At 69.7% G+C, this 13,484-nt stretch carries 8 protein-coding genes and 3 pseudogenes; 7 read left to right on the top strand and 4 right to left on the bottom strand.

The features are described from left to right. The first annotated feature begins 19 nt into the window (after nucleotides 1-19). The 7 genes and pseudogenes from ACFY4A_RS14880 to ACFY4A_RS14850 all read left to right on the top strand — a co-directional run bounded on the left by ACFY4A_RS14880 (nucleotide 20) and on the right by ACFY4A_RS14850 (nucleotide 6,533). Nucleotides 20-2,053, top strand: a complete 2,034-nt coding sequence (locus ACFY4A_RS14880; RefSeq protein ID WP_390829835.1) for a hydantoinase/oxoprolinase family protein — start codon at nucleotides 20-22, stop codon at nucleotides 2,051-2,053. A 1-nt stretch (nucleotide 2,054) separates the two neighbouring features. Next, nucleotides 2,055-4,031 carry a hydantoinase B/oxoprolinase family protein gene (locus tag ACFY4A_RS14875; RefSeq protein WP_390829834.1) on the top strand — a complete coding sequence of 659 codons (1,977 nt, stop codon included), beginning with the start codon at nucleotides 2,055-2,057 and terminating at the stop codon, nucleotides 4,029-4,031. A 223-nt stretch (nucleotides 4,032-4,254) separates the two neighbouring features. After that, a pseudogene (locus ACFY4A_RS14870) lies at nucleotides 4,255-4,494 on the top strand (PucR family transcriptional regulator ligand-binding domain-containing protein); the annotation flags it as partial. 88 nt (nucleotides 4,495-4,582) lie between these two features. Next, nucleotides 4,583-4,966 carry an aldehyde dehydrogenase family protein gene (locus tag ACFY4A_RS14865; protein ID WP_390829833.1) on the top strand — a complete coding sequence of 128 codons (384 nt, stop codon included), beginning with the start codon at nucleotides 4,583-4,585 and terminating at the stop codon, nucleotides 4,964-4,966. 77 nt (nucleotides 4,967-5,043) lie between these two features. Continuing rightward, nucleotides 5,044-5,187: pseudogene (locus ACFY4A_RS14860) on the top strand (CoA transferase); the annotation flags it as partial. Further along, a pseudogene (locus ACFY4A_RS14855) lies at nucleotides 5,178-5,592 on the top strand (acyl-CoA dehydrogenase family protein); the annotation flags it as partial. The pseudogenes ACFY4A_RS14860 and ACFY4A_RS14855, both read left to right, overlap by 10 nt. A gap of 29 nt (nucleotides 5,593-5,621) precedes the next feature. Continuing rightward, entirely contained in the window at nucleotides 5,622-6,533 is a 912-nt protein-coding gene (locus tag ACFY4A_RS14850) for a 3-hydroxybutyryl-CoA dehydrogenase (protein ID WP_390829832.1), read from the top strand. Nucleotides 6,534-6,652: 119 nt separating this feature from the next. Here the strand turns inward: ACFY4A_RS14850 and ACFY4A_RS14845 are convergent, their stop codons facing one another. The 4 genes from ACFY4A_RS14845 to ACFY4A_RS14830 all read right to left on the bottom strand — a co-directional run bounded on the left by ACFY4A_RS14845 (nucleotide 6,653) and on the right by ACFY4A_RS14830 (nucleotide 13,362). After that, on the bottom strand, nucleotides 6,653-6,856 hold the full coding sequence (locus tag ACFY4A_RS14845) for a hypothetical protein (protein WP_390829831.1): 204 nt from the start codon (nucleotides 6,854-6,856) through the stop codon (nucleotides 6,653-6,655). A gap of 132 nt (nucleotides 6,857-6,988) precedes the next feature. Next, nucleotides 6,989-7,612, bottom strand: a complete 624-nt coding sequence (locus tag ACFY4A_RS14840; protein WP_390829830.1) for an HD domain-containing protein — start codon at nucleotides 7,610-7,612, stop codon at nucleotides 6,989-6,991. Between the two features lie 55 nt (nucleotides 7,613-7,667). Continuing rightward, on the bottom strand, nucleotides 7,668-10,631 hold the full coding sequence (locus tag ACFY4A_RS14835) for a PEP/pyruvate-binding domain-containing protein (protein WP_390829829.1): 2,964 nt from the start codon (nucleotides 10,629-10,631) through the stop codon (nucleotides 7,668-7,670). Between the two features lie 373 nt (nucleotides 10,632-11,004). Then, a complete protein-coding gene (locus ACFY4A_RS14830) occupies nucleotides 11,005-13,362 on the bottom strand; it encodes a SpoIIE family protein phosphatase (RefSeq protein WP_390829827.1) in 2,358 nt (785 codons plus the stop codon). Nucleotides 13,363-13,484 lie beyond the last annotated feature (122 nt).

Raw genomic sequence — 13,484 nt, 5'->3', positions numbered from 1 at the left:
TACTACATCAGGAGCGCTTGTGCCAAAACTCCGTGTGGCTGTCGATGTCGGCGGCACTTTCACCGATGTGTGCATCTTCGACGAGCAGGCGCACGCGACCCGTGTGACCAAGGTGCCGTCCACGCCGGCGGACCCGATGCGTGCGGTCGTCGCCGGAATTGAGCGGGCCGGGATCGACCTGGCGGACGTCGGCCTGTTCTCGCACGGGACGACCGTCGCGACCAACGCCCTCATCACCCGCCGCTTCCCGGCGGCCGCGATGGTGACGACCCGGGGTTTCCGGGACGTGCTCGAGATCCGGGACGGCACCAAGGACGACCTGTGGGACGCCTACTCGGACGTGGCCCGGCCGTACATCCGGCGCCGCGACCGCTTCGAGGTGTCCGAGCGGATCGACGCCGAGGGACGCATCGTCACTCCGCTCGACGAGGAGGAGGCACGTCAGCTGGCCCGGCTGCTGGCCCGCCGCGGCGTGAGCACCGTCGCGGTGTGCTTCATCAACTCCTACGCCAACAACGCGCACGAACTGCGCATGGCACAGATCCTCGCCGAGGAACTTCCCCAGGCGAGCGTGTCGACCTCCGCCGAGATCCTTCCGGAGATCTTCGAGTACGAACGCTTCAACACCACGGTCGCGAACGCTGTGCTTGCCCCGCTGGTCACCGGCTATGTCGACCGGCTGGCCGAGCGCCTGAGCCACGGCGGGTACGGGGGCGATCTGCTCCTGCTGCACTCGGGCGGCGGCTCGATGACCCCGCGGATGGTGGGCCGGTTCCCCGTCCGTCTGGCGGCCTCCGGTATCGCGGCCGGCGCCATCGCCGCCCGGCACGTCGCCGCGCAGTGCGGTTACCCGAATGCGATCGGGCTGGACATGGGCGGCACCAGCACCGACATCTGCCTGGTACACGAAGGGGAACTGCGCACCACCAAGGAGTGGTCCGTCGAGTACGGCTACCCGATCATCTTCCCCAGCATCGAGGTGCTCACCATCGGCGCCGGCGGCGGCTCTCTGGCCTGGATCGACGAGGCGGACTCGCTGCGCAACGGCCCGCAGTCGGCCGGCGCGACGCCGGGACCCGCCTGCTACGCCGCGGGCGGCGAGGAGGCCACCAACACCGACGCCAATCTCGCCCTGGGCAGGCTCGGCACCAGCCTGGCAGGAGGCGCCAAGTCACTCCAGCCCGAACTGGCGGAGAAGGCCATCAAGAAGATCGCCGAGCCGCTGAGGCTCGAACTCGCCGAGGCTGCGGGGGCGATCATCAGGGTCGCCAACGCCAACATGGCCGACGCAGTCCGGCTCGTCTCGATCCGGCGCGGCTACGATCCCCGCGACTTCGCGCTCGTCGCGTTCGGCGGCGCGGGCGCCCTGCACGGCGCCGAGGTCGCCCGCGAGCTCAGCATCCCGACCGTGATCGTCCCGCCGAACCCGGGCGTCACCTCCGCGCTCGGCTGCCTGCTCGTCGACATCCGGCACGACCTGTCCGCGATGTTCTCCTGTCTGGCGCACCAGGCCGACACCGAGGAATTCGAGCGCACCTTCCAGGAGCTGGAGCAGGAGGCCTCGCAGCGCCTCACCCACGAGGGCATCGCGCCCGAGCATGCGGTGCTGCAACGCAACGCCTCGATGCGCTACCAGGGACAGTGGCGCTCGCTCGTCGTGCCCTGCGGTACGGGGCCGGGCGCGCTCGCCGAGGCGGTGGAGCGCTTCCACGAGGAGCACGAGCGCGAGTTCGCGTTCCGCCGGAACGACACTCCGGTCGAGATCTACCAGCTCGGCCTGCAGGCGACCGGTGTAACGCCGAAGCCGGCGTTCGCCACACACGACCTCGCCGTCGGCCCAGCCCCCGAGCCGACGGCGACCCGGCAGGTCTGGTTCCCCGACACCGGCTGGGTCGAGACCGGCATCCACCGCCGCGACGACCTCCCGGCCGGCACCCGCCTCCAAGGGCCCGTGATCGTCGAGCAGTTGGACTCCACCACCGTCGTCCCACCCCGCGCCGAGGCCGAGATCGACGCCTGGCTCAACATCCGCATCCACCTCCAGGAGGCCTGACGTGAGCACCACCGAGCACCCCCCGCACGAGCGGACGCTCGATCCGGTCACCTTCGAGGTCCTGAAGAACGCCTTTGCCACCTCGGTCGACTTGATGAGCGAGCAGATCCTGCGGACCTGCTACTCCTTCGTCATCTACTGCCGCGACTTCTCCTCCGCGCTGTGTGACGCACAGGGCAACACCGTCATGCAGGGCAGCCAGGACATCGCCGTACACGTCGGCACCCTGCACTTCCAGTGCAAGGCCGTCATCGAGTACTTCGGCGACGACATCCACCCCGGCGACGTCTTCGCCATCAACGACCCGTACCGCGGCGGAACCCACTTCAACGACATCAGCTTCATCCGGCCCATCTTCGTCGAAGACGAGATCATCGGGTTCGCCCAGAACAAGGGTCACTGGGCCGACGTCGGCGGCACGGTCCCCGGCTCATTCGACGTCACCGCGAAGGAGCATTTCGGGGAGGGCCTGCGCATCCCGGCGCTCAAGATCTGGGACCGCGGCGTCTTCCGCCACGACGTTGCCCAGCTGATCGTGCAGAACACCCGCTCGCCGTTCGTCGGCCTCGGCGACCTGCACGCGCAGTCCGAAGCGACCGCGGTGTGCGAGCGCGAACTCGTCCGCCTGGTCGACCGATATGGCCGGGACACCATCGTTGCGGCGATGGCAGAGGTCCAGGACTACGTCGAAGACCTGGTGCGCAGCAAGGTGAGCGAACTACCCGACGGGACCTGGGAGGCCGTGGACCACCTTGACGCCGACCCCGGCAGCGAGGAGGGCCTCGTCCCGATCCGGGTGAGGATGAGGATCGAGGGCAGCACGGTCACCTACGACCTGTCCGGCAGCGCGCCCGCCGTCGCGACCTTCCTCAACAGCGGCTACGGCGCCACGTATTCGGCGCTCTACGCCGGCACGAAGAGCTTCTTCCCCGACGTCCCGCTGAACTCCGGCTTCTACCGTGTGGTCCTCGGCGACCTCGGCCCCGAAGGGACCGTCGTGAACGCCGGCTGGCCGATCGCGGTCACCGGATTCTGCTCGGGAGCTTACGAGAAGCTGATGAACGCGATCATCGAAATCTGGTCGCGGATCCTGCCCGAGCGAGCCATGGCCTGCTCCTTCAACCTCGAATACCTCCTGGTCGGCGGCCGTGACGGCCGGAGCGAGGAGCGACCCTACTTCATGTGGTACGACTGGATGGCCGGCGGCTGGGGCGGCCGCCGCACGAAGGACGGCTCCAACGCCACGTCCCCGGTGTTCGGCCCCGGCCTGGCAGTGCAGCCACTGGAGGGCCAGGAACGTCTGTGCCCCGTACTGACCACCACGCACAGCATCACCCCCGACTCCGGTGGACCGGGGATGTACCGCGGCGGCTGCGGAGTGGACAAGGGCGGCCTGCTCACCGACGCCGAGAAGACCGTCATGTCGTACTGCTGCGACCGGGCCCGCTCCATCACCTGGGGCATCGAGGGCGGCTTGCCGTCCGTCCCGCACGGCGTCTGGCTCAACAAGGGCACCGAGGAGGAACGCTTCCTCGGCAGTGTCTTCTCCAACGTCGCCGTCGAGTCCGGCGACACGTTCACCCGCCCCTCGGCCGGCGGCGGCGGATACGGCGACCCGCTCAGGCGCGATCCCCACCTCGTCGTCGAGGACGTGATCGACGGCTACGTCTCCCTCGACCGCGCGGCCAAGGACTACGGAGTGGTGATCCGGCCGGTGAGCCCCGAGCTCGACGAGTACGAACTCGACCGGCAAGCCACCGACGCGCTGCGAACCGAGATCGCCGCCGCCCGCGCCGACTGGCTCGCCCAGGACCCCGAGGAACTCGCCGAGCGCTACCGCGCCGGTGAGGTCGACATGCTCGACATGATCCGCCGCTACGGAGTCATCGTCGACTGGGGCACCGGAGAACTGCTGCCCGAGACCACCGAACAGTTCCGCCGCACCCTGCGCGACCGCGCGCTCGCCCACTGGGTGTGACCAAGCCCCCCGCTCCCGGTGCGCACTTACCCGTGCGAAGGGTTCCTCGCCGTGTTGGCGACGCAGAGGGAGCCGGCACACTCGACGGCCACCGCCGGGTGTGCCCGTGCCCTATCGCGGCCGAGGTGATCGCGCGCAAGTGGGGCGGTACGGCACAGCGGCTGATCGAACACCACGGACGAATTCACGCGGCTGCACCGCCGGTCGACAGGAGGTGAACGGCATGGGCGTACCCCTCACTTGGCTGCTGCGGCGCCCGGAACTGCGTCTGAAAGTGCTGGCTGGGCGCGACGGCCTGAACCGCGAGGTGAACTGGGCGCACAGCATCGAACTCGCCGACCCGGCACCGTGGCTTGGTGGCGGCGAACTCGTGCTCACCACCGGACTGCGGCTGCCGGCCTCGGCCGACGCTCGCAAAGATTACATCAGGCACCTGGCGAAGGCCCAGGTGGCCGCCGTCGGCTTCGGCGTGGGCCTGTCGCACGCGCGCGTGCCCGACGCCCTGGTCGAGGCGGCCGCTCACCGGCGGCCGGCACTACGACGACGATCGCATGAGCGGGGCCTTCGTCCAGCCCACCGTGGCCGAGCTGGCCGGCGACGACCCGCTGTGGCGCGAGGAACTGTTCGGCCCTGTCCTCGCCGTCCGCCGCGCCCAGGACACCCAGGAAGCGCTCGCCCTGGCCAACGACAGCGACTTCGGCCTCTCCGCGGCCCTCTTCACCGACGACCTGCGGGCCGTCACCGCCGCGATGGACCAGGTGGACGTCGGCGTGTTGCACATCAACTCCGAGACGGCCGGCGCCGACCCGCACGTGCCGTTCGGCGGCGCCAAACAGAGCGCGTACGGGCCGAAGGAGCAGGGCCGCGCAGCGCGCGAGTTCTTCACCCGCACCACGACCGTGTACCTGCGCAGCTCCGGAGGGCCGACGCTGTGACCACACCCTCGGCGTTGCCGCTGAGCGGCGTACTCGTCGCCGACTTCGGCCGGGTCCTCGCCGAGCCCTACGCCACCATGCTCCCCGCCGACCTCGGCGCCGACGTCATCAAGGTCGAGCACCCCGCTACCGGGGACGATACCCGCGCCTGGGGCCCGCCCCACGCGCACGACGAGGCCACCTACTTCCTCTCCGTCAACCGCAACAAGCGCTCCCTGGCGCGGTCGGCGCCGCCCGCGACTGCCTCCAGACCGCCCTTGAATATGCCGACTCCCGTGTCCAGTTCGACAAGCCGATCAGCACCTTCCAGCTGACCCAGAAGAAGCTCGCGGACATGAGCGTCTCCCTCGGCAGCGCAGCCCTGCTCGCCGTGCACCTGGGCAGGCTCAAGGACCAGGGCCGGATCCGTCCCGAACAGATCAGCGTCGGCAAGCTCAACAACGTCCGTGAGGCCCTGGACATCGCCCGCGAGTGCCGGACCATCCTCGGCGCCAACGGCATCTCCTTGGAGTACTCGCCGCTGCGCCACGCCAACAACCTGTGTAGTCCTCACCTACGAGGGCACCAGCGAGATCCGCACCCTGGTCGTCGGGCAGGCTCTCACCGGCCAGGCCGCCCACCGCTGATGCTCGATACCCCTCCGGAGAAACGCCCAATGACGCCATCGATACCCAGTCGCTCCACAGCTGCAGCCCTGCCGGCCCCTTCCGACATCAGCCGCGTCGGCGTCGTCGGAGCGGGGCTCATGGGCAGCGGAATCGCGGAAGTCTGCGCCCTGGCTGGGCTCGCCGTGCTGGTGTGCGAGACCGGCCCGGAAACCCTCGAAGCCGGACGCGACCGGATCACCGCATCCCTGGACCGCGGCCTCCGCAACCGCAAACTCAGTGAAGCGGAGCGCGATGCCGCGCTGGGCCGAATCCGCTTCACCACCGACTTGGCGGACTGTGCCGACCGGGACATGGTGATCGAAGCCGTGGCCGAGGACGAGCACATCAAAACCGAGGTGTTCGCGAGCCTGGACAAGATCGTCACCCGGGCGGACGCCATCCTCGCGACCAACACCTCGTCCATCCCGGTGATGAAGCTGGCCATGGCCACCCGCCGCCCGGAGCAGGTCGTCGGCACCCACTTCTTCAATCCAGTGCCCGTGATGCCCCTGGTCGAGATCGTCCCCTCACTTCTGACCGGCAACCAGGCCCACGGGCTCGCCGAGGCCTTCGTCACCGAGAGGTTGGGCAAACGGGCCATCAGATCACAGGACAGAGCGGGCTTCGTCGTCAACTACCTCCTCGTCCCGTACCTGCTGTCCGCCGTCCGCATGCTCGAATCCGGCGTGGCCACGGCCGAGGACATCGACCAGGGCATGGTCCTCGGCTGCGCCCACCCCATGGGTCCCCTGCGGCTGGCCGACCTGATCGGCCTCGACACGGTGAAGGCCATCGCCGACTCCATGTACGAGGAGTTCAAGGAACCGTTGCACTCTCCGCCGTCCCTGCTGCTGCGGATGGTCGATGCCGGACTGTTCGGCAAGAAGAGCGGCCGCGGCTTCCACGACCACTCCCGCTGAGAGACGCACGCGAAGAAGCGCATGTCTGACCAACAAATGGAGGACCTGAAGTGCGCATCCGGCTGGGCGCGTCGTTGTCAAGGCTGCGCGGTGCCACGCCCAGGTCAGCGGGCGAACGCTTAGTTCAGCCGGATGCCGGTCACCATCATCGCCCTGCCGGCCACCCCGGAAGCCGCCCGACCCGCCATGCCCACCGGCCCCGACGTCATCTCGCTGCGGAGGACCCTGTGATCCACACCCTCGACCAGCAGAACGATGAGCACGTCACCCGCCCCCACAGCGAGGGCATGCGCGACATCGCCGCCGCGGCCCTGATCGAGCACGGCGGACGGTTCCTTCTCATCGAGACCGCCGCCCGGGACCATCGAGCGGGGGTGTGCCCGCTCCAGCAGGGATCGCGGCCCAGTCGGCCGGGACCGTGTCGAGGGCGGCCTTGCTGTGGGGGTTGCCGACGTTCATAGCACTCCGATGCGCAGCAGCCGCCGGGACTGCTTGAGTTCGCGGGTGGCGATCCGCCGCGCGACGTCGGTGTGCAGCTGCCGGAAGGTCATGGAGAGCACGTCGTCCACGTACTGGGAGGGGGTCTTGTGGAACCAGCCGGAAGCGATGGCGATGCCCGCCGTGGTGAACCGCCAGAGTTTGTCCGCGTCGCGGACCAGTTCGTCCTCGTGGGACCGGGCGTAGGGCCGTGTGTCGTGCCCCTCGATAATGGCGGTCACCCGTGTGATGATCTCCTCGGTATAGCCGAGTCCGCCGAGGATCTCCCGGGCGAGCCGGCACCCTTCCCGCTCGTGCACGTAGCGGATGTCGGCGGTCTGCCAGTTCTCGCCGAAGCCCCTGGTCAGGATGTCCTCCTCGTCGACGCAGTACCAGCCGATGTCGTGCAGCAGGATCGCCAGGCGCACGACGAGGCCGTTCGCGCCGGTGCATTCCGTCAGCAGCTGCTCGGCGAAGTCGAAGGAGAGGGGGAGGTGGATGTCGTTCTTGCGCACACGCATGTACTTCGCTGCACTGCGCCAGACGTCGTCCAGGTTCGGTCCCTGGGCCGCCGGCCCGGCGGAGTCGACTGCGGTAGGCATGATCGCGGTCTCCTCGGGCGTATCGGCATCGGTGGACATGAGGCGGGGTTCACCGTCAGTCGAGGACTGTGACGACGCCGCGTGAACCGTCCACCCGGATACGCTGTCCGGTCTTGATCAGCGTGGAGGCGGTGCCGGTTCCCGTGACGGCGGGCACGTTGTACTCGCGGCAGACGATGGCGGCGTGCGACATCATGCCGCCGATGTCGGTGACCGTCCCGCGGATCTTCCCGAACGCCGGACCCCAGCTGGGCGCCGTGACCGGCGCGACGAGGATGTCACCTTCCCGCACGGTCCCGAGCTGCTCGGGACTGGTGATGACGCGGGCTATCCCTTCGACGACGCCTGGGGATGCGGCCATGCCGGTGAGCCCGGCGGTGGCGTCCGGGCCAGCGAGCCATGCGGCGATCCGGTCCGGGGTGATGCCCCACAGCATGGCGGTGAAGGGCTCGGTGATGCCGGCCGGCGGCTCGTTCAGCGCGGGTTCGGGACGTGCGGTGGCCAGGGCGCCGACGATGGCCTGGCGGCGGGCGACCTCCTTGGGCCAATACGCCGTTCCGGCGGCGGGGGAGCCGACGGCCCAGCCGTTGGCGTAGTCGAACAGGACCTGGCGCACCTCCTCACGGCCCAGGTAGAGCAGGTCGTCGGGGTCCTCCCAGAACCCAGCCTCATGCAGCATGCGCGACAGCTGGCGGACCTTGCGCCAGAACACGCCCATGGTCCAGTGCTCGATGTAGAAGTTGTGGTCCTCCACGTATGGGTACACCATGCGCGCGAGCCCCAGTTTGGCGTCGAACTCCCGCACCGCCTCCGGAGCGAGGAGCTCGCGGTACTCGCCGGTGATCCGGTCGCGTTCAGCGACCAGGTCGGCGACGCGGCGGTCGATGTGGTCGCCGCGCTCCAGGCGCTCGATGTAGTCGGCGATGTAGCCCAGGGGAATCGAGGGATGGTCGAGCCAGTACTCGTCGGAGCCGTAGAAGCCGTTGCCGCAGGTGAAGTTGAACCACGGCTGCTTGGCCTCCTCCCACGCCCTCAGCCACTCCTCGCCACGCGCTGTGACCGCCACCGCTGCGAGCCGCTGCTCGGCGTCTCCGGAGCTGCGCAGCGGGGCGGCGACGCCGAGCGTCAGCGCCAGCTTCGCCAGGGACTTCAGTTCGTCGTCGGGCCGGAACAGCTCCGTGTCGACGCCTTGGACCATCGCGGCGATCCCCTGGTCCGGAATGTCCGGGAACTGTCGCTTGCAGAACTCGAAGAAGTCGAGGTAGGCGGCGTAGCCGAGGTTGAGGAACTCCATGTGGTACTGCCAGCTGCGGTAGCACAGCTGGATCAGCCGGTCGTAGCCGCTGAACAGGTCGCAGCTCGCGTCCAGGCCGAGACCGGACTCGATGTCCGCGAAGGGCACCACCTCGGGGAGGGCGGTGAAGTCCAGCTTCTCCATCTCGGCAATGGTGTCGAACACCTTCCGCTTCCAGTTCTCCAGCAGTGCGTCCCAGTTGGCGTAGTAGTGTCCTGCGCGGCGGAGGAACTCGGGTACTCGGGCGGGGATTTCCTCGGCCGGGATGGCGACGGGGCTCATGTACACGTATCCGTTGTGGATGCGGTACTCGATTCCGCCTGCGCGTGGGACGAGGAAGTGCCGGCTGTTGTACTGCCCCAGACAGCGTATCGAGAACTCGACCCCGATGGTCTCGAACGGCTTGAGCACGTTGGGCCAGTGCTGGCTGTCGCAGAACCAGAACTTGCGCTCCTCGCTGTCCCGCAGGTCCTGCTGGAACACCAGGTAGTACGGGTACAGCCGTTCCCAGCCCTCTGCTCCGGGCGGTGCGGCGAGCTCGTACGGGCTGGAGAAGCACGTCCGTCCACAGGTGGTCTGCGCAGCCGACGTGCTCGTGCCGCCAGCCGGCGGCGGTGGGCCCTCCAGCACCGTCGGGGGAGCGCTGTGCGAGGGGGCGGCCTGCGGCGGCTGGTCGAGGAGAGTCCGGACGATGCTGCCGACGCCTGCTCCCGAGGCGGGAGCGGCGGCCTGCCGGGGCCTGCGGCTCCAGACGGTTTCCGGGCGGCTCTGCAGCAGTGCGACGTTGTCGGGACCGGGCAGATCCGCGTCGATGGCCCATTCGACGTCCTGCGGGGTGCGGTAGTGCTGCTCGGCGGCCTTGGCCAGGCGCGCCACGGCGACGATCTCCTCAGGAGTCAGACAGGGCGACATGCGGCGCTCCTCGTCCACCGGGCGCCGGACCAGGGCGCCGGCAGCCATGTCGGCGACCAGTTCCTCGGCCTTGTCCGACACAGTCGTGCGCACTGGTGTGAGCATGACCTTGTCGACGACGTAGTGGTCCGGGGTCACCTCGCCGGAGACGACCATCTCCCCGATCCCCCAGCTCGCGTCGATGACGATCTTCGAGTGATCGCCGTTGCCCGGATCCACGGTCATGGCGACGCCGGCCACACGAGAGCGCACCATCTTCTGCACGGCCACGGCCATGGACAGACCCTCGACCGGAATCCGGTTGCGGGCTCGGTAGGCGATCGCCCGTGCGGTGAACAGGCTGGCCCAGCACCAGCGGACCGCATCCAGGACGGCGTCGCCCCCGACCACCCACAGACGGGTGTCCTGCTGCCCGGCGAAGCTGGCGTTCGACAGATCCTCGGCGGTCGCGCTCGACCGAACGGCGACGGGGACCTCAAAGCCGCACTTCGCCGTCAGGGCCTGGTACGCCGCACGAAGCTCCGTTCCCACGTCAGCGGGCACCGGCTGCGCCATGATGGCCCGGCGGATCGTGGCGACGGCGTGATCTGCCGCGGCCATATCGTCCGGATCGACGCCCTCGACGGTCCGGGCGACCCAGGCCTGGAGTCCGTCCTGGGCGAGCACGGCGTCGAACGCTTCCGTCGTGATCGCGAAGCCCGGCGGTGTGGGCGCCCCGGCGGCGGCCATCGACGCCAGACTCGCGCACTTCCCGCCGAGGCGGGAGAGATCGATCTCATCACCGCTGTCGAGACGAAAGATGTACTTCTCCACGTATCAACCCTCCCACTCGACGCCCCGGCCGCGGACTGCGGAAGGACGGGTTTCCACCGGCGGGGTGTGACCCTGGAACCCCTTGGCAGGCACTGGTACCAGGCGTCGCAGTACGACAAGGCGGTTGCGCTCACGTCATGGAAGCGATCAAGTAGTGCCCCGCCCTCCGGAACGCGTTCCTCACGTGCCGCGTCCGCGCCGTCCGTCCCGTAGCAGGTTCCGCTCCGCGGGTCGGAAAAGCAGGTCTCCTTGATCACGATCCCCTGGCCGGCACCCGCCGGCCATCGGCCCCTGCCGGCCGTACCAGGAATCGGCCCCTGCCGGTCGTACCAGGAAAAGGGGAGTGGTGGCCGGTTCGCTCAGCCGGCTGTGATCAATCGGTCGTGAGGGGCATCTCGGCCCAGATGGTCTTGCTCTCGCGGGCGTGGCGGGTCCCCCAGTGCTGGGTGAGCTGGGATACGAGCATCAGGCCGCGCCCGCCCTCGTCGAAGGTGTGGGCGCGGCGCAGGTGCGGGGAGGTGCTGCTGCCGTCGGAGACCTCACAGATGAGGGTGCGGTCGTGGATCAGCCGTAGCTGGATGGGGGGCAGGCCGTAGCGGATGGCGTTGGTGACCAGCTCACTGACCACCAACTCGGCCGTGAAGGCGACTTCGTCCAGTCCCCAAGCGGCCAGCCGGTCGGAGGCGTCCGTGCGCGCCCGGGCGACGATGGCGGGGTCGGAGGGCAGGTCCCAGGTGGCGACCTGGCGCTCGCTGAGGGCTCGCGTGCGGGCGATGAGGAGGGCGATGTCGTCGTCGGCGGTATCGGGAAGCAGCGCTGCGAGCACGGCGTCGCAGAGGGCGTCCAGCGACTGCGCGGGCCGGGCGAGGGCGCGGCGCAGCGTGTCGAGCCCCTCGTCGATGTCGCGGTCGCGGGCCTCGACGAGGCCGTCGGTGTAGAGGGCGAGGAGGCTGTCCTCGGGCAGTTCGAGCTCGGCGGCCTCGAAGGGCAGACCGCCCAGGCCGAGCGGCGGGCCGGCGGGCAGGTCGACGAGTTCCGCGGCACCGCCGGGGGTGACCACGGCGGGCAGCAGGTGGCCGGCGCGGGCCATGGTGCAGCGGCGGGAGACGGGGTCGTAGACAGCGTACAGACAGGTGGCACCGAGGCCCCCCGCTGCTTCGGCGACGTCGGCGCCCTCGGCCGGGCCGGCTTCGGCGTGCGTCCGGGTGACGAGATCGTCGAGGTGGGTGAGCAGCTCCTCGGGCGGCAGATCGATGTCGGCCAGGGTGAGCACCGCCGTGCGCAGCCGACCCATTGTTGCGGAGGCCTGGACGCCGTGGCCGACCACGTCGCCGACGACCAGGGCCACCCGGGCACCGGAGAGCGGAATGACGTCGAACCAGTCGCCGCCCACGCCGGCCCGGGCACCAGCGGGCAGGTAGCGGGAGGCGACCTCCAAGGCTGCCTGGCCGGGCAGCGCTTGCGGCAGCAGGCTGCGTTGGAGCGTCTCGGCGGTGGTGCGCTCGCGGGTGTAGCGGCGCGCGTTGTCGATGCACACCGCCGCCCTGGCCGTGATCTCCTCGGCCAACAGGACGTCGTCCTGTCCGAACGGCTCCGGGCGCCGGCTACGGGCGAAGAGAGTCACACCGAGGGTGACACCGCGAGCGCACATCGGCACCACCATCACCGAGTGCGCCCCAAAGAGCCGGATCCGGGCGGCCCGCTCCGGATCGTGCGCCGCCCAACGAGCCAGGGCGGACTCGGTCATCTCGTACACCGCGGAACGGCCCGTGGCCAGGCACTCGGCCGCGGGCGAAGAGGCCGGGTAAGCCGCCGTGTTCCCCGGCCTGAGCATGCCCTCGGGGAAGGTGCCGGTGCTGGACTGCCGGGCGGTCCGGCGCATGGTGACCGGGCAGACCAGAGGCCCGGAGGGCGGCTCGTCGCCGCGGTGGATGAAGGTGAGTAGGTCGACGGACGCGTAGTCGGCGAGTGGGGGAACGGCCACGTCGGCCAGCTCCTGCGCCGTGCGCTCGATGCTCAGGGTGCTGCCGATGCGGGTGCTGGCCTCGTTGAGCAGTGCCAACCGCTGCCGGGCCCAGTACTCCTCGCTGTTGTCGTATGCCATCTGGGTGATGCCCATCACCCGGCCGGACGGATCCTTCACCGGCCACAGCCAACTGCTCCAGGCCCGCTCGTGGGCCTCGCGCGGCGCCCTGATGTAACTCTGGTTGCGCACCGGCACCCCGGTCTCGGCTACCTGGCGCAGCTGCGCCCGGACCTCCTCGTACATCGGGTCGGCCAGGTATGCCGGATCAGACACGACCTCGTCGGGCAGCCGCCCGTGCCCGTCGGCCTCGGTGACGCCCATCAGGCGACCCGAGGCCTCGTTGAGCCGCCGGTACCGCAGCTCGGTGTCGTACAGGAACAGGAAGACCGGGGCCTGGGTGAACGACCGATCGAGGAGCAGCAGGTCCTCCTGGCGTCGGTGCTCCTCCGCCGGGACGGTGGACATCACGTATCCCCGGGTCCGTCCCGCGCCGTCCAGCGACGGCTGGAGCCGCACCTCGACCGCGAGCCTGTGCCCGTCCCGATGGCGCACGGCCAATGCCCCGCGCCAGGGCTGCCGCGCACCTGCGGCGAGCGCGGTCGGTTCCGGGACGTCTGCCGCGAGCAGGTCGGCGGCCGCGTGTCCCACCGCCTCCTCGGGCGCGTAGCCGAGGAGCAGTTGGGCTCCCTCACTCCATCCGGTCACGATGCCCCGCTCATCCAGGGTGGCGGTGGCCGGGTACGGATGGAACGGATCGCAAGGGTCTTGCGGCCGACCGCCGGGAGCGGCAGGGTCTGGCATCATCGCCGCCACTCTCCTCTCGGGGT

This window comes from Streptomyces sp. NPDC001292, from assembly GCF_042896465.1.
In the GTDB taxonomy this organism is placed as follows: domain Bacteria; phylum Actinomycetota; class Actinomycetes; order Streptomycetales; family Streptomycetaceae; genus Streptomyces.
This window is presented reverse-complemented; position numbering and strand designations above follow the sequence as displayed.

Bases quoted from the DNA above. Each gene is read 5' to 3' on its own strand.
- ACFY4A_RS14865 (WP_390829833.1), top strand. From the start codon at position 4,583: ATGAGCGGGGCCTTCGTCCAGCCCACCGTGGCCGAGCTGGCCGGCGAC.
- ACFY4A_RS14850 (WP_390829832.1), top strand. From the start codon at position 5,622: ATGACGCCATCGATACCCAGTCGCTCCACAGCTGCAGCCCTGCCGGCC.
- ACFY4A_RS14840 (WP_390829830.1), bottom strand. From the start codon at position 7,612: ATGCCTACCGCAGTCGACTCCGCCGGGCCGGCGGCCCAGGGACCGAAC.